We start from the raw sequence: 20,586 nt of genomic DNA on the forward strand, positions 1-20,586 counted from the left end.
ATGGGTGAGGTCTTCGCCGGCAGGTACGAGCTGATCGATCCGATCGGGCGGGGCGGGGTGGGCGCCGTGTGGCGCGCCTGGGACCAGCGGCGCAGGCGCTACGTCGCGGCGAAGGTGCTCCAGCAGAGCGACGCGCATACGTTGCTGCGCTTCGTACGGGAACAGGCGCTGCGCATCGATCACCCGCACGTGCTCGCGCCCGCCAGCTGGGCCGCCAACGACGACAAGGTCCTGTTCACCATGGACCTGGTCAACGGCGGTTCGCTGGCGCACCTGGTGGGCGACTACGGCCCGCTGCCGCCGCGCTATGTGTGCCTGCTGCTGGACCAGGTGCTCTCGGGGCTGGCCGCGGTGCACGCCGAGGGCGTGGTCCACCGGGACATCAAGCCCGCGAACATCCTGCTGGAGGCCACCGGCACCGGGCGGCCGCACGTGCGCGTCTCCGATTTCGGCATCTCGATGCGCAAAGGCGAGCCGCGGCTCACCGAGGCCGATTACGTGGTCGGGACGCCCGGTTACTTCGCGCCCGAGCAACTGCTGGGCGCCGAACCGGACTTCCCCGCCGACCTCTTCGCGGTCGGCCTGCTCGCCCTGTACCTGCTGACCGGCAACAAGCCGGACTCCCAGGCGCTGGTCGAACACTTCACGCAGCACGGTGTGCCCGGCGCGCCCGAGGGCGTCCCCGAGCCACTGTGGCAGGTACTGGCCGCTCTGCTGCAGCCCGATCCCGACGCCCGTTTCAAGACGGCGAACGGCGCCCGCAAGGCGGTCCTCTCGGCCGTCGAGCTGCTGCCCGAGGAGACGGTCGAGGACGAGATCGTCGAGGTCTTCGACCACATCGGGCCGCTGCCCTCCGGGTACGGGCCGGACGGGCCGGTCGGCGGCGCACAGGGCGGCGGACACGGCGACGGCGCGCTGGGCGGTGGTCCGGGCGGTGGTCCGGGCGGTGGTCCGGTGAGTGCCTCCCGGATGCCGGGTACCGGCAGCTTCCCTCCGGTGCCGCCCGTCCCGCAGGAGCCGCCCACCCCCACGCCGACGCCCCTCCCGGCGCCCGGTTCGCAGCCGTACGCGCCACCGGCGCAGCCGTACGGGCCGCAGGTACGGACGTACGAGCCGACCGCCGCGGCGCAGCAGGACCTGCCGCAGACCCGGCCGTACACCGTCGGGCAGCCACGCGTCCCCGGTCGGGCCCCGGCGCCCGCGGGGCCCGGTGCGCAGCTCCCGACGCCTGCCGCACCCCGTGCGCAGCACGCGAAGCCGGCCCGCCCCGGGCCGCCCCCCAAGGTCGCCGTGCCCGTCCTGATCGTCGCGCTGCTGTGCATCGCGGTGGGGATCTGGGCACTGAGCGCGAGCTGACGCGACGCCGCGAACACCCGTCGGAGGTCGCCTAGCCCTGTGGCGGTCGGCTTCCGAACCCCTGTCCGGCGTCCTGAGCGCCGTTCTGAGCGCCGTACGGCCGCTGTCCGGGGACCGGGGCACCCTGGCCCCCCGGCGCGCCCGCAGCGGGGCCCCTGGGCGCCATGGTGATCGCCGCCTTGCGCCGCGACCTCGCCGTCCACACCCCGAGTCCCGCCAGCAACGCCGCACCGGCGCCGATGCCCACGTACCCGACCGTCCGCAGATGGCCGCTGCGCTCCGCCTCGGACGCCGCCCGGCCCGTGCCCGCCATGTCGCGGTCCTCGGAGGTGACGGAGAAGTCGGCCGCCGGCTCCGCGTAATGGGGGCCGGGCTTCGCGGCCCCCTTGAGGCCCACCCGGAGCGTGAGGCCCGCGCCCTTCTTGAAGAACTGCGCGGCGTCCGGGTTGAGCGACACCTCCAGGTAGTACCAGCCCGCGAAGCGCATCGGGCTGACGGCGTCGTCGTCACTGAAGCGATTGCCGTAGTCCACCGGCGCGGTGAACAGCCGCACCGCCGTCTGCTTGCCCTCGTACGCCTTGAAGCTCTCGTCGCTGACCAGGCCGCGCGCCGGGTTGTACGCGGTCAGGCCGAGCGCCTCCGGGACGAACGAGGAGATCCCCGTGCCCGGCTTCCGCGCGGTGCTGGACAGTTCGGCGCTCACGTTCAGCTGCTGTCCCCAGTCCACCGGCACCCGGTAGAAGCGCGTCTCGCCCGGCCTGATGCGGTCCTGCCACTGCCCCACGCCCACCGATGCGGCGTCGTTGAAGCCGGTGCCGCCCGTGACGGACTTCCGCGCGCCCTCCGTGGGCGGCGCGGGCGTGGCACTGCTCCAACTGCCCTTACCGGGCTCGGCGGGCGGCGCACCCGTAAGGCCGGGCTCGGTCATGTAGTGCAGCTCGATCGGCCAGCTGTCGGGACCCGAGGACGCGTTCCCGGGGCGTTCGACCACCGCGTAGTACGGGCCGGGCTGCTGGCACTCCGACACGTCGCCGCCGATCCGGCGGGCGGCGTAATCGGCGATCGGGTAGGCCGTCTTGCCGCCGTGGAACCGCACGTCACCGTCCGGGCCGCAGGTCGTGCCGCTGCTGTCCTGCACGGAGACGGTCAGCCCGTCGGTATAGTCCTCCACCTTCGTGCCCGGCGCGGGCGCGGCCACCGCCGAGACGTAGGCGGTGGAACTGCCGTCCAGATCAAGGGCGTAGAGCTTCTTCTCGCCGCGCTTCAGGGAGTCGGTGTACGTACCGGGGACGATCTCCGGCGCGGCCCCGGTGCTCGCCTTTCCCTGCACGGGTTTGGCATCCGGCGCGGGCGCATACGTGGGCGGCGCGTCCGCCGTGGCCACCCCCGGCAGCACCGCCAGCACGCCGAGCGCCACCGGGCCGGCCAGTCCCCTCCTGATCGTGCGCCGCGTCACCACGTACTACCCCTCATCGTCCCGAGCCCCTACCGGTACCGGCACTGCGCCGCCTGCCGCGCGCCCTCGTGTACGCCACCGCGAGGCCGGCCAGGAGCAGCGCTCCCACGCCGATGCCGGCGGCCCCGATCACCTGACGCGCCGCCCATCCTGCCCCGCCGGCCGCGTCGCTGTCCGCCGGGGCGGCGGAATCCCGTACGGCGGCCGCGTGCGCCTGCGGGCCGCGCTTCGCCGCGCCGAGGACGGCCACGCGCAGGACCACACGGATCCGCGGATTGTCCGCGATCTCCGCGACCTTGGCACCGAGGGTGACCGCCAGATAGAAGTCACCGTCCCGGTGCACGGGGATCACGTTGGGGTTGCTCTCGTAGCGGTTGCTCCAGCTGACGGGGACGGTGCCCATGTGCACCGCGGTGAGCCGCCCGTTGTAGGGCGTCTGCGGGCTGAATTCGCCGGTGCCGCCGCCGACCGGCTGCCGGGCCGGCGTGTAGACCTGCGTCGCGCCGTACGAGGTCTGCGCGCTGTATCCGCGCACGGTGGGTTCGTCGGCGAACTCCACGTCGTAGCGCAGCTGCTGGCCCCAGCCGACCGGGACCCGGTACCAAAGGGTCTGCGACGGCAGGATCCTGTCGCGCCAGACGCCCGCCCCGATCCGGGCGGCGTCGTTGAAGCCGGTGCCGCCGGTGACGCCCTTCGGGGCCCCGGAGGGCAGGACGGCGTCCTTGCCGCCCGCGCCGTACTCCGGCTCCGGCCGGGAGGGCGTGACGCCCTCCTTGAGCGGCTGCTCGCTGCGGTATGTCAGCTCCAGGGGCCAGTGCGCCGCGTCGGACCCGTCGGCGGCCTCGCGCTCGACGACGAGCCAGTAGCGTCCGGCCGGGTCGCAGCTGCCGCTCCCGTCCGCCGCCGGAATCCTGCTGACGCCCGAAGTCAGCGGCGTGGCACCCTCGTTCTGGCCGAACAGCTCGGTGCTGGACTCGCAGGCGCTGTCGGTGCCGTACACGAGCTGGGTGCGCAGCACGGTGGTGGTGTCGACCGCCGCACCCGGGTGCGGGACGGCGGTGGCGGAGAAGTCGGCGGTGGAGCGGCCGTCCAGCCGCACGGCGTAGAAGCGCTTCTCTCCGGGGCCGATGGTGTCCCGGTACTGGCCCGGCGCGATGGCGGGTGCGCCGGAGCGTGCGGGAGTACCGCGCACCCGCTTCCCCTGAAAGCGGTAACCGTCCGCGGAGAGGCTGCCCGCGCGCTGCATCTGGCGGGCGAGGGACGTGGCGTCGGGCGCGTCGTAGTAGCGGCCGTTGCCCGCCTTCGCGACGCACTCCAGCTGCTGGCGGGCCTTGCCGCGCACTTGGAAGCCGATGGTGTCGATGCGCAGGTCGACGCCGGATTTCCCGAGCTGCTGGGCGACCTCGCAGGGCGGCGGGGACTGGCAGGTGTCCTCGCCGTCGGAGATCAGCACGATCGTGCGGCGGCCGGCCGTGCCGCCGGCGCCCCGCGGGAGGTCGGCGGCCGCCTTCTTCAGCGAGAGTCCGATGGGGGTGTCGCCCTTGGGCTCGACGCCCGCCACGGCCTTCTTCAGCCCTGCCCGGTCCAGCGGCCGTACCGGCTGGAGGAGGCGGGTGTCGTGACAGCCGCGGTTCTTGTCCGCACCGTAGACGCGTAATCCGGTGGGGAAACCGTCGGGCAGGGCGTCCGCCAGGGTGCCGACGGCCTTGCGGGCCGCGGCGATCCGGGTGTGCCCGGCGCCGTCCGGCTCCGCCATCGAACCGGAGGAGTCCAGCACCATGACCATGCCGCTGCCGGTCGAGGCCGGGGCCGGGGCCAGGGCTGCGGACGCCTGGGGCGCGCTCACCAGCGTGACCAGCAGGCCCCCGATCAGCGTGGCCGCCGTACCGCAACGTCGTCGTGCCATGCACCTGCCCCCTCGGACCACCCACCAAGTTTGCTACCGCAACCTAGCGGTGTGCTTCCGCAAACTCAAGGCGCGAAGGCGCCACAGTCCCACCACGGCGCCGGACGGATGACGCCCGGCGAACGACGCCGAACAGACGAAACCCCGGTCACCGCGGAGTGCGGCAGCCGGGGTTTCGTGCGTACGTGCTGGGGCTCACACGCCCGAACCTGCGGGCACGGAGTCGGTCGCCTCCGTCCACAGATCCTGCTCGGCGCGATCCGCCTGGATCTGGCGGTACACGAGGAGCCCGCCGATGGCGGCCAGTGCGACCAGGAGAAGCTTCTTCACCGCGCGACCTCGTCTTTCGTTGACGTAGGGGACCTTCGGGGGCCGATGATACACACCGGTCGATATCAATCGGTGACCTAGCCCGACCCCAACTCGCCGGAAGCACAAACGGATCGGCCCGGGCGGAGAAACTCCGTCCGGGCCGATCCTTGCCGGTGGGGCTAACAGGACTTGAACCTGTGGCCTCTTCCTTATCAGGGAAGCGCTCTAACCGTCTGAGCTATAGCCCCTGGCTTGGTGCCGCCTCGCTGGCTGCACCGAAAGATTAGCGCACTTCAGAGCCATGGCCCAAATCGATGACCGACCCGGGCCCGAAAGGCCGCCGACGGCCCCCCGCAGCAGGTCATTCGTCCTCGGCCAGGGTCAGCTCCACGCCGCCCACGAAGCCCGCCGAGAGGTTGTAGATGAACGCCCCGAGCGTGGCCAGCGCCGTCGCCAGCACCACGTCGATCACCGCGATGACACCGGTGAACAGCAGCACCCGCGGCAGCGAAAGGAACGTCTCCAGGTCGAAACCGGAACCGCCGTCGGAGCTGGTGGCCTCGCTGATCGTGCCGCCGACCGTGGTGAAGACGCCCATCGCGTCCATCACCATCCACAGCACCGACACCGCCACCAGCGTGCACAGCCCCAGCGCGATCGACAGCAGGAAGCTGACCTTCATCACCGACCACGGATCGGCCCTGGCCACCCGCAGCCGCGCCTTGCGCGTACGCGGGGTGGTACGGACGCCCGTGCGGGGCACGCGCATGCCCTGCTTGCCCCCGCCGGTCGCGTAGGCCGACGGCGGGCGGTACGGCTGGTCCTCGGTGCCCTGCGGGCGCGGCTCGGGCTGCGGCTGCGGCTGCGCCTCGGGCTGCGGCTGCCTGGTGTCGGTCACGGTTCCCCCCTCGGAGGCGGCCTCCTTGCGGGGGCCGCCGTCAGCATCGGAGCCACGGGCGCTGTCCGTCACGGTCGCGGGCCCGGAGGACGAGCTCCGCTCGTCGCCCGATCCGCCCGCCTGCGCACCCGTGGCTCCACTCACGACCTACTCCTCGCGCTACTCCGCCGCGGGCTCCTCGCCCCCGGCCGCCGGGGCCTGGTCCTGCGCCGCGTCATCGGCCGGCTCGCCCTCGGCCAGCGCCTCGACCTCTTCGGCCTCGCGACCGGCCTCGGCGTTCCGAGCGATACCGACGACGGCATCGCGCTTGCCCAGGTTGATCAGTTGGACGCCCATGGTGTCACGGCCCGTCTCCCTGACCTCGTCGACCCGCGTGCGGATCACCCCACCGCTGAGGGTGATGGCGAGGATCTCGTCGCTCGCCTCGACCACCAGCGCGCCGACCAGCTCACCTCGATCCTCCACGATCTTGGCGGCCTTGATACCGAGGCCGCCGCGGCCCTGGACGCGGTACTCGTCGACGTTCGTGCGCTTGGCGTACCCGCCGTCGGTGGCGGTGAAAACGAAGGTGTTCGCCCGCACCACGTTCATCGAAAGGAGCTCGTCGCCTTCGCGGAAGCTCATGCCCTTCACGCCGGAGGTGGCACGCCCCATCGGGCGCAGCGCGTCATCCGTGGCGGTGAACCGGATCGACTGCGCCTTCTTGGAGATCAGCAGCAGGTCGTCCTCGCCGGAGACCAGCTCGGCACCGATCAGCTCGTCGTCCGAGCCGTCCTCCTGCTCGCGCAGGTTGATGGCGATGACACCGCCGGAGCGCGGCGAGTCGTAGTCCTTCAGCGGCGTCTTCTTCACCAGGCCGGCCTTGGTGGCCAGGACCAGATACGGCGCCGCCTCGTAGTCGCGGATCGCCAGGATCTGCGCGATCTGCTCGTCCGGCTGGAAGGCGAGGAGGTTCGCGACGTGCTGGCCGCGCGCGTCCCGGCCCGCGTCCGGCAGCTCGTACGCCTTGGCGCGGTAGACCCGGCCCTTGTTCGTGAAGAACAGCAGCCAGTGGTGGGTGGTGGACACGAAGAAGTGGTCGACGATGTCGTCCTGCTTCAGCTTCGTGCCGCGCACGCCCTTGCCGCCGCGCTTCTGCGAGCGGTAGTCCTCGGTCTTGGTCCGCTTGATGTAGCCGCCACGGGTGATCGTGACGACGATGTCCTCCTCGGCGATCAGGTCCTCGATGGACATGTCGCCCTCGAAGGGCACCAGCTTGGAGCGCCGGTCGTCGCCGTACTTGTCGACGAGCGCGGTCAGCTCGTCGCTGACGATCCCGCGCTGCCGCTCCGGGGAGGCCAGGATCGCGTTGTACTCGCGGATCTTCGCTTCCAGCTCGTCGTGCTCGGCGGTGATCTTCTGCCGCTCCAGGGCCGCCAGGCGCCGCAGCTGCATCTCCAGGATCGCGTTCGCCTGGATCTCGTCGATCTCCAGCAGGTCCATCAGGCCGCCGCGCGCGTCCTCGACCGTCTGGCTGCGCCGGATCAGCGCGATGACCTCGTCGATGGCGTCCAGGGCCTTGAGCAGACCGCGCAGGATGTGCGCCCGCTCCTCGGCCTTGCGCAGCCGGAACTTCGTCCGGCGGACGATGACCTCGATCTGGTGCGTCACCCAGTGGCGGATGAACGCGTCCAGGGACAGCGTGCGCGGCACGCCGTCGACCAGCGCCAGCATGTTGGCGCCGAAGTTCGTCTGCAGGTCGGTGTGCTTGTACAGGTTGTTCAGGACGACCTTGGCGACGGCGTCCCGCTTGAGCACGATGACCAGGCGCTGGCCGGTCCGCGAGGAGGTCTCGTCGCGGACGTCGGCGATGCCGCCGACCCGGCCGTCCTTCACCAGGTCGGCGATCTTCTGCGCGAGGTTGTCCGGGTTGACCTGGTACGGAAGCTCCGTGACCACCAGGCACTGGCGGTTGTGGATCTCCTCGACCTCGACCACCGCGCGCATCGTGATGGAGCCGCGGCCGGTGCGGTACGCCTCCTCGATGCCCTTGCGGCCCACCACGAGCGCGCCGGTGGGGAAGTCCGGGCCCTTGATCCGCTCGATCAGGGCTTCCAGCAGCTCCTCGTTGGAGGCCTCCGGGTGCTCCAGCGCCCACTGCGCGCCGGCCGCGACCTCGCGGAGGTTGTGCGGCGGGATGTTGGTCGCCATGCCGACCGCGATGCCGGCCGAGCCGTTGATCAGCAGGTTCGGGAAGCGCGACGGCAGGACCGTCGGCTCCTGGTTACGGCCGTCGTAGTTGTCCTGGAAGTCGACGGTCTCCTCGTCGATGTCCCGGAGCATCTCCATCGACAGCGGCGCCATCTTGCACTCGGTGTACCGCATGGCCGCGGCCGGGTCGTTGCCCGGAGAACCGAAGTTGCCGTTGGAGTCCACCAGCGGCATCCGCATCGACCACGGCTGCGCGAGGCGGACCAGCGCGTCGTAGATCGAGGAGTCGCCGTGCGGGTGGTACGTACCCATGACGTCACCGACGACGCGGGCGCACTTGTAGAAGCCCTTCTCGGGGCGGTACCCGCCGTCGTACATCGCGTACAGGACGCGGCGGTGCACCGGCTTCAGGCCGTCCCGCACGTCGGGCAGCGCACGCGAGACGATGACGGACATCGCGTAGTCGAGGTACGAGCGCTGCATCTCGGTCTCGAGCCCGACGGGCTCGACACGCATGCCCACGCCTTCGATGGCGGCGGGCGCGCCCTCGGCGGTCACGCCGTCCGGGGTCACGGGGGGAATCTCGTCGGCCATTGCTGTTCAAAGTCCTTTCGAGCTGCGGCTGTTGTTCGGGCCGACGGGCTCAGATGTCGAGGAAGCGGACGTCCTTGGCGTTGCGCTGGATGAACGAGCGACGTGCTTCGACGTCCTCACCCATGAGCACGGAGAACAGGTCGTCCGCGCGGGCCGCGTCGTCCAGCGACACCTGGCCGAGCACCCGGTGGTCGATGTCCATGGTCGTCACGCGCAGCTCTTCGGCGTTCATCTCACCCAGACCCTTGAAGCGCTGGACCGAGTCGTCCTTGATGCGCTTGCCGGACCGCTTGCCCAGCTCGATCAGCGCGTCGCGCTCGCGGTCGGAGTAGGCGTACTCGAAGTCGTCCCGGCCCCACTTGATCTTGTACAGCGGCGGGCGGGAGAGGTACACGTGCCCGGCCTCCACCAGCGGCCGCATGAAGCGGAACAGGAAGGTGAGCAGCAGGGTGTTGATGTGCTGGCCGTCGACGTCGGCGTCCGCCATCAGGATGATCTTGTGGTAGCGGAGCTTCTCGATGTCGAAGTCCTCGTGGACCCCGGTGCCGAAGGCCGAGATCAGCGCCTGGACTTCCTGGTTCTGCAGGATCTTGTCGACCCTGGCCTTCTCGACGTTCAGGATCTTGCCGCGGATCGGGAGGATCGCCTGGTACTCCGGGTTACGGCCGGACTTGGCCGAGCCGCCGGCGGAGTCACCCTCGACGATGAAGATCTCGCACTTGGTCGGGTCGTTGGACTGGCAGTCGCTCAGCTTGCCCGGCAGCGACGCGGTCTCCAGCAGACCCTTGCGGCGGGTCAGGTCGCGCGCCTTGCGGGCGGCGACACGGGCCGTCGCGGCCTGGATGCCCTTGCGGATGATGTCCGCGGCCTCGTTGGGGTTCCGGTCCAGCCAGTCCGTGAGGTGCTCGTGCGCGACCTTCTGGACGAACGTCTTCGCCTCGGTGTTGCCCAGCTTCGTCTTGGTCTGGCCCTCGAACTGGGGCTCGCCGAGCTTGATGGAGATGATCGCCGTCAGACCCTCGCGGATGTCCTCACCCGTGAGGTTGTCGTCCTTCTCGCGCAGCAGCTTCTTGTCGCGCGCGTACCGGTTGATCAGGCCCGTCAGCGCCGCGCGGAAGCCCTCTTCGTGCGTACCGCCCTCGTGGGTGTGGATGGTGTTCGCGAAGCTGTAGACACCCTCGGTGTACTGGGTGTTCCACTGCATCGCGATCTCCACCGAGAGCATCCGCTCCTTGTCCTCGGCCTCGATGTCGATGACCGTGGGGTGGACCGTCTCGCCCTTGCGGGAGTTCAGGTACTTCACGAAGTCGACGAGGCCGCCTTCGTAGTGGTACTTGACGGTGAGCGGCTTGCCCTCCTCGTCGACGTGCGCCTCGCGCTCGTCGGTGAGCTGGATCGACAGACCCTTGTTGAGGAAGGCCATCTCCTGGAAGCGCCGGGACAGCGTCTCGAAGCTGTACTCGGTCGTCTCGAAGATCTCGCCGTCGGCCCAGAACGTGACCGAGGTGCCGGTCTCCTCGGTGGCCTCGTGCTTGGCGAGCGGCGCGGTCGGCACACCCGCCTTGTAGTCCTGCGTCCAGCGGTACCCGTCCGTCCTGACCTCGACGGAGACCCGCTGGGACAGGGCGTTCACGACGGAGACACCGACGCCGTGCAAACCACCGGAGACGGCGTACCCGCCGCCGCCGAACTTGCCGCCCGCGTGCAGCACGGTGAGCACGACCTCGACGGCCGGCTTCCCCTCGGAGGGGATGATGCCCACGGGGATGCCACGGCCGTTGTCGATGACGCGCACGCCGCCGTCCGCGAGGATCGTGACGTCGATGGTGTCCGCGTGGCCGGCCATCGCCTCGTCGACCGAGTTGTCCACGACCTCCTGCACGAGGTGGTGCAGACCACGCTCGCCGGTGGAGCCGATGTACATACCCGGTCGCTTGCGAACCGCGTCCAAGCCCTCAAGGACAGTGATCGCACTGGCGTCGTACGACTTCTCTTCCGAGGAGCCGCCACTGGCGACGGCAGGAACCCCCTCTTCGGTAGAAGCCGTGATGTTCTCGTTGAGGTCGCCGGAGTCGGCCACGAAGCGCCCTTTCTGGCACAGGCACGAGCCTTCTCCTGCTGCCGGCGGGAAGGCCCCGTGCCGGTCAGGAGCGGCTGCGTCGTTCGACATGTTCCGCGAGTGGGCGGGATTGCTACCAGTCTACCGGTAGCGCCGACACTCATGGGGGTTTGCGGGCGCCTGAGTCCTCACGTGCCGCCCTGAACTGGCGTCCGCCGACTCCCCATATCTGAGACGGGCCCCCAGGACGCTCACACCGGCACTCAGCGCTTCGGGCTGTCAACCTCCGACTACGGTGAGCGGAGTCTCTTCCGTCACACCAGAACATCCGAGGCATCTCGCCCGTACGGAGACCCGCCGCAGAGGCGGTTTCACGTGAAACGGAAGGCTTCGGCCGGGCGCGGTTTCATGGGAAACGGAAGGCTTCGGCCGGGCAGGCGTGCGGTTTCACGTGAAACGGCCGCTCCGCGCCCGCAGGTACGGCTCAGCCGTACGTGTCGCCCGGCCCCGTGCTCCCCGGAGCCCGCAACGAGCCGTACCGCCGGGGCGGGCCACCCGGCCCCAGCACCTTGATGACCTTCACCGACCCGTGCCCGAGGTCCTCGTTCAGCCGCGCCACCAGCGTCGGCGCCAGCAGCCGCAGCTGCGTCGCCCACGCCGTCGAGTCGCACTGCACCGTCAGCACCCGGGCGTCCTCGTCGTACTTCTGCGGCTCACAGTGCTGCGCCACCTCCGCGCCCACCAGCTGCGGCCAGCGCCCCATCACCCCGCCGACCGCGGCCGGCGTCTCCCAGCCACGCTCGGTGATCAGACGATTGATCGCCGCACCCAGCGGCAGCGGATCGCGCCCATCGGCACGCGCACCGGAACGCAGCCCACCCCCGCGGCGGGCCTGCTTCTTCTGCTGCGCGGCCGCGCCCCGCGCCCGCGCCTGCTCCTTCGCGGCCACCAGCGCCTGCCGCGCCAGATCGACCCCGGACAGCTCCGGCGGCTTCGGCTGCTCGGGTCCCGCAGGCTCCTGAGGACCGGACTGCTCACTCACTTACGACACCTTCTCCGCCGTGCCCTCGGAGACCGCGAACCGCGCCCCCGCCAGCACGCCCGGCACATCGTCGTCCACCGCCGCCGTCACCAGCACCTGCTCACCCGGCGCCACCAGCTCGGCCAGCCGCTCCCGGCGGCGCGCGTCCAGCTCGGCGAAGACGTCGTCGAGGACCAGCACCGGCTCATTGCCCTCGGCGCTCAGCAGGTCGTACGAGGCCAGCCGCAGCGCCAGCGCGTACGACCAGGACTCGCCGTGGCTCGCGTACCCCTTCGCCGGCAGCCGCCCCAGCTTGAGGACCAGGTCGTCACGGTGCGGGCCGACCAGCGTCACGCCCCGCTCGATCTCGTTCTTCCGCGCCTCGCCCAGCGCCTCCATGAGCAGCCCGTACAGCTCCTCACGGTTCGACGCCTCCGCCAGCCGCTCGCCCACCGAACCGCGGTACTCCAGCGCGACCGGCCCGCCGCCCGGCGCCAGCTGCTCGTACGCCTTGTCCGCCAGCGGCTGCAGCGTCGCGATCAGGTCCAGCCGCTGCGCCAGCAGCTCCGCACCGACGCGCGCCAGATGCTGGTCCCACACGTCCAGCGTGGACAGGTCCATCTTCCGGCCGCCGTGCCGGCGCGCCAGGGCCGCGCTCTTCAGCAGGGTGTTGCGCTGCTTCAGCACGCGGTCGTAGTCCGAGCGCACGCCCGCCATCCGCGGCGAACGCGCCGTGATCAGCTCGTCCAGGAAGCGCCGCCGCTCGCCCGGATCGCCCTTGACCAGCGCCAGATCCTCCGGCGCGAACAGCACCGTCCGCACGATGCCGAGCACGTCACGCGGCCTGACCTGCGAGGATCTGTTGATCCTGGCCCGGTTGGCCTTCCCCGGATTCAGCTCCAGCTCGATCAGCTGCTGCCGCTCGCCCTGCACCACCTGCGCCCGGACGATCGCCCGCTCCGCACCCATGCGGACCAGCGGCGCGTCGGAGGACACGCGGTGACTGCCGAGGGTGGCGAGATAGCCGACCGCCTCGACGAGATTGGTCTTCCCCTGGCCGTTGGGCCCGACGAACGCCGTGACGCCCGGGTCGAGCGGGACCTCGACCCGGGCGTACGAGCGGAAGTCGGCGAGCGACAGATGCGCGACATGCATGGGCGGCGCCGACCTCCCCCGGCGTAACACTGCTGCGGGTGCTGGGTGGCCCCAGCCCCTGGGATTACTTCTTGTTCTCGACCGCGTGGCCGCCGAACTGATTCCGCAGCGCGGCGATCATCTTCATCTGCGGCGAGTCGTCCTGACGCGAGGCGAACCGCGCGAACAGCGACGCGGTGATCGCCGGCAGCGGCACCGCGTTGTCGATCGCGGCCTCGACCGTCCAGCGGCCCTCACCGGAGTCGGCGGCGAAGCCCCGCAGCTTCTCCAGGTGCTCGTCGTCGTCCAGCGCGTTGACCGCCAGGTCCAGCAGCCAGGAGCGGATGACCGTGCCCTCCTGCCAGGAGCGGAAGACCTCGCGCACGTCCGTGACGGAGTCGACCTTCTCCAGCAGCTCCCAGCCCTCGGCGTACGCCTGCATCATGGCGTACTCGATGCCGTTGTGGACCATCTTCGCGAAGTGGCCCGCGCCGACCTTGCCGGCGTGCACCGAGCCGAAGTCGCCCTCCGGCTTGAGCGCGTCGAAGATCGGCTGGACCTTCGCCACGTCCTCGGCGGCACCGCCGTACATCAGCGCGTAGCCGTTCTCCAGGCCCCACACGCCACCGGAGACGCCGCAGTCGACGAAGCCGATGCCCTTGGCGCGCAGCTCCTCGGCGTGCTTCTCGTCATCGGTCCAGCGGCTGTTCCCGCCGTCCACGACGATGTCGCCCTCGGACAGCAGCTCACCGAGCTCATCGATCGTCGCCTGGGTGGCGGCGCCGGCCGGCACCATGACCCACACGACCCGCGGACCCTGCAGACCGTCCACCAGCTCCTTGAGGCTGGAGACGTCCGCGAGGTCGGGATTGCGGTCGTAACCGATGACCGTGTGGCCTGCGCGGCGGATGCGCTCGCGCATGTTGCCGCCCATCTTGCCGAGACCGACGAGACCGAGCTCCATCAGAGACCCTCTTTGCACATAGTCGTTGCCCTTGTACCTGACCTACGACGAGCCTACGCCCGAAGGGCTGTGCACAGCTGTGGGCTCAGCCGCTCATAAGCCGCAGGTCAACCGCGTCATCCGGGCGGCCGTACGGAGCGCGTCCGTACGGCCTTCCGGGCGTGGCACAGGGCACTGCTCGGAGCTCAGCCCGACAGGCGCACCGGCATGATCAGGTACTTGTACGCGTCGTCCGCCTCGGCGTCGGCGGCCGGCTTGCCGCTCAGCAGCGCGGGCTTGGTCGACGTCGTGAACGCCAGCTGCGCCACCGGCGAGTCGATCGCGGACAGGCCCTCCAGCAGGAAGCCGGGGTTGAAGGCGATCGAGATGTCGTCGCCCTCCAGCTGCGCGTCGACGCGCTCCACAGCCTGTGCGTCGTCGCTGGAGCCGGCCTCCAGGATCAGCACGCCCTGCTCGAAGCTGAGCCGCACCGGGGTGTTCCGCTCGGCCACCAGCGCAACACGCTTGACGGCCTCGACGAACGGAGCCGTCTCGATCACCGCGACGGAGTTGAACTCGGTCGGGAAGAGCGTGCGGTACTTCGGCAGGTCGCCCTCAAGAAGGCGGGTGGTCGTCCGCCGCCCGGCGCCCTCGAAACCGATCAGACCCTCACCGGCGCCGGAGCCGGACAGCGCCAGCGTGACCGTGTCACCGCTGCTCAGCGACTTGGCGGTGTCCAGCAGCGTCTTGGCGGGCACCAGCGCGACCGCGGAGGCGTCCGGGCTCTCCGGCTTCCACAGGAACTCGCGGACCGCGAAGCGGTAGCGGTCGGTCGAGGCGAGCGTGACGGTGTCGCCCTCGATCTCGATGCGGACACCGGTGAGCACCGGGAGGGTGTCGTCGCGGCCGGCGGCGATGGCGACCTGGGCGGCCGCGGAGGCGAAGACCTCACCGGGGACGGTGCCGGTGGCGGTGGGCATCTGGGGCAGCGCCGGGTACTCCTCCACAGGAAGGGTGTGGAGGGTGAAGCGCGAGGAGCCGCAGACGACGGTCACTCGTACACCGTCTGTGGAGATCTCCACCGGGCGGTTCGGCAGCGCACGGCAGATGTCGGCGAGCAGCCGGCCGGAGACGAGGACCGTGCCCTCCTCCTCGGTCTCCGCCTCCACCGAGACGCGTGCCGAGACCTCGTAGTCGAAGCCGGAGAGGCTCAGGGAGCCGTCCTCCGCCTTCAGCAGCAGGCCCGCGAGGACGGGCACCGGCGGACGGGCCGGGAGGCTCTTGGCCGCCCAGGCCACTGCCTCCGCGAGTACATCGCGCTCCACCCGGATCTTCACCGGAAACCGCCTCCTGCTGTTGCTGGCTCTCGCCCTGCTGGCCTTCGTCGTCGGCTGGGTTGCCGGAGACCAGTCTGACGCACACCACCGACAGTCGGTGCGGCTCGGGGTCAAGTCGGGACGAGAGCTCGGAGAGGCCCGGTCCCCAAGTTGTGCACAGCACCCGATTCGAAACGAGTTCCCCGCTACATATCCGTGGTCGTAGTAGTAGGGGCTGTGGAAACCGTGGACAACCGGCTTTTCGCAGGTCAGCGCCCGTTTTTTGTCCACCGAGGGCTGTGGGTGCAGCCGTGGATAAGCCGGCGGTTCTGTGGACCGCCCGACTTTGTGCACACCCGATGCACAGGGGAGGCCGGTTTCTCCCCAGCGCCGTCCCCAGTTTTACCCAGGTTCCCCACAGCCCAACCCGGCACTTTGGTGTGACGGCTTTCACTCGCGCCGGTGAGTGGGGGTGTTGCCTTGCCGAACAGTGGACAGCGGTGTGGACGAGGTGTGTACAACGCCGCTTTACCTGTGGGCGGCCGGTGGACAGTCGCGTGCACACCCTGTGGACGGAAACTTTGTCCACACCCTGTGGATGAAGGTTGTCCGCAATTCCACACCCTGCTGACCTGGGGCGATGTGCTGGCGGGCGGTCTGCTTGTGGATGCTGTTGGGATAACTCTCCAGTCCCCAGGGTGTGGAAGGAAGATTCTCGCCCAATCTGTGGAGGGAAGCCGTGTCCTCGTCAGAAATCGAACAGCGCTGGGGAGTTCGGCGTCGGCCCAAGGGCCGGTTCCACAGCGTGGGGACGGCTCGGGACACCCGGAGGGTCTGTCGTACGGGGTTCTTGAGGGGCACTCAACGACGAAAGGCGCCCCGGGAGTTGTCCCGGAGCGCCCTGTGCGTCCGCGGCCGGCGCCGCCCGCGTCAGCCGTTCTTGATGCGGTTCGTCAGCTCGGTCACCTGGTTGTAGATGGAGCGGCGCTCCGCCATCAGCGCGCGGATCTTCCGGTCGGCGTGCATGACGGTCGTGTGGTCGCGGCCGCCGAAGTGGCCGCCGATCTTCGGCAGCGACAGATCGGTCAGCTCGCGGCACAGGTACATCGCGATCTGCCGCGCGGTCACCAGCACGCGGCTGCGTGAGGAGCCGCACAGGTCGTCCACCGTCAGCCCGAAGTAGTCGGCGGTGGCCGCCATGATCGCGGTGGCGGTGATCTCGGGGGCCGCGTCCTCGCCGCCGGGGATCAGGTCCTTCAGAACAATCTCGGTGAGGCCGAGGTCCACCGGCTGCCGGTTGAGCGAGGCGAAGGCCGTGACCCGGATCAGCGCCCCCTCCAGCTCGCGGATGTTCCGCGAGATCCGGGAGGCGATGAACTCCAGTACCTCCGGCGGCGCGTTCAGCTGCTCCTGCACGGCCTTCTTGCGGAGGATCGCGATACGGGTCTCCAGCTCGGGCGGCTGGACGTCCGTGATCAGACCCCACTCGAAGCGGTTGCGCAGCCGGTCCTCCAGGGTCACCAGCTGCTTGGGCGGCCGGTCACTGGAGAGAACGATCTGCTTGTTCGCGTTGTGCAGCGTGTTGAACGTGTGGAAGAACTCCTCCTGCGTCGACTCCTTGCTCGCCAGGAACTGGATGTCGTCGACCAGCAGGATGTCCATGTCGCGGTAGCGCTTGCGGAACGCGTCCGCCTTGCCGTCGCGGATGGAGTTGATGAACTCGTTGGTGAACTCCTCCGAGCTCACGTATCTGACCCTGGTACCGGGGTACAGGCTGCGGGCGTAATGGCCGATCGCGTGCAGCAGGTGCGTCTTGCCGAGCCCGGACTCGCCGTAGATGAACAGCGGGTTGTACGCCTTGGCCGGGGCCTCGGCGACGGCGACCGCCGCGGCGTGCGCGAAGCGGTTCGACGCCCCGATGACGAAGGTGTCGAAGAGGTACTTCGGGTTCAGCCGCGCGGTGGGCTCACCGGGGCCCGTCGCCGGCGCGGGCTGGGCCGCGAGCGGGCCGGGGGCGCCGCTGGGCGCCGGCAGGTTGCCGCCGGGACGGGCGTGCCGTCCGGGACCGCCCGGCTGATGGCCGTCGGAGTCGCGGTGCTGCGGGGACTGTTCGTACGGGGAGCGCTGGGCGTCGGAGTGCTGCCCGGGGCCGGGGCGGTCGGTGCCCTGCCGGCGGTAGTCATCGGCGTTCTGCGAGCGGTAGTCGTCGCTCTGTGACCGGTAGTCGTCATTCTGCGACCGATAGTCGCCGGGTCCGGGCCGACCGCGCTGCTGGTGGTGCGACGGCGTGGCGTAGGGGTCGCGCTCGGGAAAGCCGCCGAGCCGCTGCTGCTGCCAGCCGTAGTCGTCGTGCCGGCCGGAGTCGTCGCCCATGCCGGAGCGGCGGTCCTCGGAGTGCTGCGGCCAGGCGCCGGGCGCGGGCCGCGGCTGCTGGTGCTGCTGCTGGTACTCGGGATAGGCGGGGCGCACGGTGGGCAGCTCGTCGCTCTGGTGGCCGCCGTGCTGGCCGCCTCCGTGTCCACCCTGGGGGCCCCCTTGAGGACCGTTTTCGTGGCCGTTCTGCCGACCGTAGCTCTGGCGGCCGTCGTAGCTTTCGTACGCGTCATGCGAGAGCTGAGGCTGCTGTGACGGGAGGTGCTGCTGCGGCGGCGCGGGGGACTGCGGCGCCTCAGCGGTGTCGTCGACGGTGATCGCGATGCGGATCGGGCGGCCGCACTCGTGGCTCAGCGCCTCGCCGATCAGCGGTGCGAGCCGGCCTTCCAGTACACCCTTCGCGAATTCGTTGGGTACGGCGAGCAGCGCGGTGTCGGCGACCAGGGCAAGCGGTTGAGTCCGCTTGAGCCAGTCCTGGTCCTTGGGCTTGAGGCTGTCGCTCTCCGCCCGGAGCAGGTGGTCGAGGACCCGCGGCCACACTGCGGCAAGATCTGCAGGGACGTCAGCCACAGAGCACGCTCTCTCACAGGTCCCACGAATGTGTGATTCTCAGGACGGGCGGGAAGGAATCGGAGTTCAGCCACGGTAGTCAGCTGACCCGCGCGTGTTCAAGTTGTTGTCCACAGCCTGTGTACAGCGTGTCCTGTCCTAGAGCCGGTTTGACCGGATGATGCAGCCGCGCGTACCGTGACCAGGTCGAGTTGTCGATGGCTGCTGCCGCCTGCCTCCGATGGGCAAAGATCGCGCCCAGCGATCGTGTAGCGGTGCACTCGGGCGTATGCGAGCTACTCGTGGGCGCACGGTGACAGCCAGTCGACGCCCCACACCTGTCTCGCAAGAGGCAACAATCCTTCCTGGAGCCCCCGAGTGAGCAAGCGCACCTTCCAGCCGAACAACCGTCGTCGCGCCAAGACCCACGGCTTCCGCCTGCGTATGCGTACGCGTGCCGGCCGCGCGATCCTGGCGACCCGCCGTGGCAAGGGTCGCGCCCGCCTGTCGGCCTGACAGCCCGGCTCTAGGTCCATGACGTGCTGCCTACCGAGAATCGGCTGAGGCGGCGCGAGGACTTCGCGGCCGCGGTACGCCAAGGACGCAGGGCTGGTCGCCCACTCCTTGTCGTCCATCTACGCAGCGGTGCAACGGACCCGCACGCAGCGGGGGAAATGGTTCCCCCGACGCGTGCGGGTTTCGTCGTGAGCAAGGCCATCGGCAACGCCGTGGTCCGGAACAAGGTCCAGCGCCGGCTCCGTCACCTCGTGCGTGACCGTCTGGACCGGTTGCCCGCCGGTAGCCTGGTGGTCGTACGTGCGCTGCCCGGCGCGGGCGATGCGGAGTACGACGCGCTCGCCCGTGATCTTGATGCCGCGCTGCAGCGCCTGCTGAGGACCCCCGGGCGGGACCCAGGAGGGGGCGCTCCGTGAAGTACCCGCTGCTGCTGTTGATCAAGTTGTACCAGTGGACCATCAGCCCTTTGCTGGGTCCGGTCTGCAAGTACTACCCGTCGTGCTCCCACTACGGCTTCACGGCCATCGACCGGCACGGCGCGGTGAAGGGAACAGCGCTGACCGCCTGGCGCATCCTGCGTTGCAATCCGTGGTCGCTCGGTGGTGTCGACCATGTACCGCCCCGGAAACATCCGGTCTGGCACCAGCGGCTGAGGAGCCGCTTGGGCGGGCCCGCCGTCCATGAGCCTGCCGCACAGCCCGAGACTCAGCCCAACGCCCAAGGAGCTTGATTCGTGGACACGATCCTGAATCCTCTCTATTACGCCGTTTCCTGGATCATCGTCCAGTTCCATTCGCTGTACAGCCTGGTCTTCGACAAGAACAGCGGCGCGGCGTGGGGTTTGTCCATCGTCTCGCTGGTGGTGCTGATCCGTATCTGCCTGATCCCGCTTTTTGTGAAGCAGATCAAGTCGACGCGGAACATGCAGGCGCTCCAGCCGAAGATGAAGGCGATCCAGGAGCGCTACAAGAGCGACAAGCAGCGTCAGTCCGAAGAGATGATGAAGCTCTACAAGGAGACGGGCACCAACCCGCTCTCGAGCTGTCTTCCGATCATCGCGCAGTCGCCGTTCTTCATCTCGCTGTACCAGGTCCTCAGCCACATCGCGAAGAACCAGACGGTCGGCTTCATCAATCCGTCGCTGCTGGCCAGCGCGCAGAAGGCGCACATCTTCGGCGCCCCGCTGTCCGTGAAGTTCATGGACTCGGCGTCCAAGGTCGAGTCGCTCGGTGCCTCGCTCACCGACGTGCGGGTCGTCACGGTCATCATGATCGTCCTGATGTCGGCGTCGCAGTTCTACACCCAGCGCCAGCTGATGACGAAGAACGTCGACCTCACGGTGAAGACGCCGTTCATGCAGCAGCAGAAGATGCTGATGTACGTCTTCCCGATCATGTTCGCCGTCTTCGGTATCAACTTCCCCGTCGGTGTCCTCGTGTACTGGCTGACCACCAACGTGTGGACGATGGCCCAGCAGATGTTCGTCATCCGCCGTAACCCCACTCCGGGCAGCCGGGCCTACACGGAGCGCCAGGAGCGGCTGCGTGCCCAGGGCAAGCTGAAGGAGGACCCGGCGGAGGTCGAGGCGAAGCAGGCCGCCGAGGAGGCGCGCCAGAACCGCCAGCAGCCCAAGCGTCAGACCAAGTCCCGGCGGCAGACCGCGGCCCCGGCCGGCGGCGGTGCGCAGGCCCGCACCCGGGCCGGTGCGCAGGGCGGGCAGTCGGACTCCACGGCCAAGGGCGGCGAGACCAAGCAGTCGCTGCAGAAGGACTCGGGCCAGAAGGCGGACTCCGCGAAGAAGTCCTCCGAGGGCGGCAAGCCCAAGGGCAGCTCGGCCTCCGGTTCCTCCCGTAACGCCAAGTCCGGACAGCGCAAGGGCCAGCAGCGGCCCAAGCACCCGTCCAAGAAGTAGAAGGAGTCTTTCGTGACGGACACGACCCCTGCCGCCGAGGGCACCGACACC

16 protein-coding genes and 1 tRNA gene are annotated in these 20,586 nt (G+C 69.7%); 5 read left to right on the plus strand and 12 right to left on the minus strand.

Annotated elements, in window-relative coordinates; genetic code table 11:
- Positions 1 to 1,356, plus strand: a complete 1,356-nt coding sequence (locus tag ABT381_RS02750) for a serine/threonine-protein kinase (protein WP_351586856.1) — start codon at positions 1 to 3, stop codon at positions 1,354 to 1,356.
- Positions 1,357 to 1,387: 31 nt separating this feature from the next.
- On the opposite strand, the gene ABT381_RS02755 is transcribed toward ABT381_RS02750, so the two are convergent.
- The 12 genes from ABT381_RS02755 to dnaA all read right to left on the minus strand — a co-directional run bounded on the left by ABT381_RS02755 (position 1,388) and on the right by dnaA (position 18,128).
- On the minus strand, positions 1,388 to 2,815 hold the full coding sequence (locus ABT381_RS02755) for a hypothetical protein (RefSeq protein WP_351586858.1): 1,428 nt from the start codon (positions 2,813 to 2,815) through the stop codon (positions 1,388 to 1,390).
- A gap of 10 nt (positions 2,816 to 2,825) precedes the next feature.
- Positions 2,826 to 4,718, minus strand: a complete 1,893-nt coding sequence (locus ABT381_RS02760) for a vWA domain-containing protein (protein WP_351586860.1) — start codon at positions 4,716 to 4,718, stop codon at positions 2,826 to 2,828.
- A 195-nt stretch (positions 4,719 to 4,913) separates the two neighbouring features.
- Positions 4,914 to 5,048 (minus strand): DLW-39 family protein, encoded by a 135-nt coding sequence (locus ABT381_RS02765; protein ID WP_003958712.1) that lies wholly within the window; start codon positions 5,046 to 5,048, stop codon positions 4,914 to 4,916.
- A 156-nt stretch (positions 5,049 to 5,204) separates the two neighbouring features.
- Positions 5,205 to 5,278 (minus strand) — tRNA-Ile (locus ABT381_RS02770).
- A gap of 113 nt (positions 5,279 to 5,391) precedes the next feature.
- On the minus strand, positions 5,392 to 6,072 hold the full coding sequence (locus ABT381_RS02775) for a DUF3566 domain-containing protein (RefSeq protein ID WP_351586862.1): 681 nt from the start codon (positions 6,070 to 6,072) through the stop codon (positions 5,392 to 5,394).
- A 15-nt stretch (positions 6,073 to 6,087) separates the two neighbouring features.
- Entirely contained in the window at positions 6,088 to 8,712 is a 2,625-nt protein-coding gene (gene gyrA / locus ABT381_RS02780) for a DNA gyrase subunit A (RefSeq protein WP_351586864.1), read from the minus strand.
- Positions 8,713 to 8,761: 49 nt separating this feature from the next.
- Positions 8,762 to 10,792 carry a DNA topoisomerase (ATP-hydrolyzing) subunit B gene (gene gyrB / locus ABT381_RS02785; RefSeq protein WP_351586866.1) on the minus strand — a complete coding sequence of 677 codons (2,031 nt, stop codon included), beginning with the start codon at positions 10,790 to 10,792 and terminating at the stop codon, positions 8,762 to 8,764.
- Between the two features lie 463 nt (positions 10,793 to 11,255).
- Positions 11,256 to 11,813 carry a DciA family protein gene (locus ABT381_RS02790; RefSeq protein WP_351586868.1) on the minus strand — a complete coding sequence of 186 codons (558 nt, stop codon included), beginning with the start codon at positions 11,811 to 11,813 and terminating at the stop codon, positions 11,256 to 11,258.
- Complete coding sequence (recF, locus tag ABT381_RS02795) at positions 11,814 to 12,947, minus strand: DNA replication/repair protein RecF (RefSeq protein ID WP_351586870.1); 1,134 nt, start codon at positions 12,945 to 12,947, stop codon at positions 11,814 to 11,816.
- A gap of 64 nt (positions 12,948 to 13,011) precedes the next feature.
- Positions 13,012 to 13,890, minus strand: a complete 879-nt coding sequence (gene gnd / locus ABT381_RS02800) for a phosphogluconate dehydrogenase (NAD(+)-dependent, decarboxylating) (protein WP_351586872.1) — start codon at positions 13,888 to 13,890, stop codon at positions 13,012 to 13,014.
- A 185-nt stretch (positions 13,891 to 14,075) separates the two neighbouring features.
- The gene (gene dnaN, locus ABT381_RS02805; protein WP_351586874.1) at positions 14,076 to 15,206 is read right to left on the minus strand and encodes a DNA polymerase III subunit beta; all 1,131 of its coding nucleotides are present in this window, start codon (positions 15,204 to 15,206) and stop codon (positions 14,076 to 14,078) included.
- Positions 15,207 to 16,115: 909 nt separating this feature from the next.
- Positions 16,116 to 18,128: a chromosomal replication initiator protein DnaA gene (gene dnaA / locus ABT381_RS02810; protein WP_351586876.1), complete on the minus strand. Its 2,013-nt coding sequence runs from the start codon at positions 18,126 to 18,128 to the stop codon at positions 16,116 to 16,118.
- A gap of 357 nt (positions 18,129 to 18,485) precedes the next feature.
- Here dnaA and rpmH point away from each other — a divergent pair, with 357 nt between their 5' ends.
- Genes rpmH through yidC form a run of 4 tightly spaced genes read left to right on the plus strand, consistent with a single transcriptional unit; the run spans position 18,486 to position 20,535 of the window.
- Positions 18,486 to 18,623, plus strand: coding sequence for a 50S ribosomal protein L34 (gene rpmH / locus ABT381_RS02815; protein WP_030354375.1), 138 nt, complete (start codon positions 18,486 to 18,488; stop codon positions 18,621 to 18,623).
- A 23-nt stretch (positions 18,624 to 18,646) separates the two neighbouring features.
- Complete coding sequence (rnpA, locus tag ABT381_RS02820) at positions 18,647 to 19,039, plus strand: ribonuclease P protein component (RefSeq protein ID WP_351586878.1); 393 nt, start codon at positions 18,647 to 18,649, stop codon at positions 19,037 to 19,039.
- Positions 19,036 to 19,353: a membrane protein insertion efficiency factor YidD gene (yidD, locus tag ABT381_RS02825; protein WP_351586880.1), complete on the plus strand. Its 318-nt coding sequence runs from the start codon at positions 19,036 to 19,038 to the stop codon at positions 19,351 to 19,353. The genes rnpA and yidD overlap by 4 nt, the downstream gene beginning before the upstream one ends.
- Positions 19,354 to 19,356: 3 nt before the next feature.
- Complete coding sequence (gene yidC / locus ABT381_RS02830) at positions 19,357 to 20,535, plus strand: membrane protein insertase YidC (RefSeq protein ID WP_351586882.1); 1,179 nt, start codon at positions 19,357 to 19,359, stop codon at positions 20,533 to 20,535.
- Positions 20,536 to 20,586: the final 51 nt, after the last annotated feature.

Origin of the sequence: Streptomyces sp. NPDC000151, assembly GCF_040301705.1 — a bacterium.
In the GTDB taxonomy this organism is placed as follows: Bacteria; Actinomycetota; Actinomycetes; order Streptomycetales; family Streptomycetaceae; genus Streptomyces.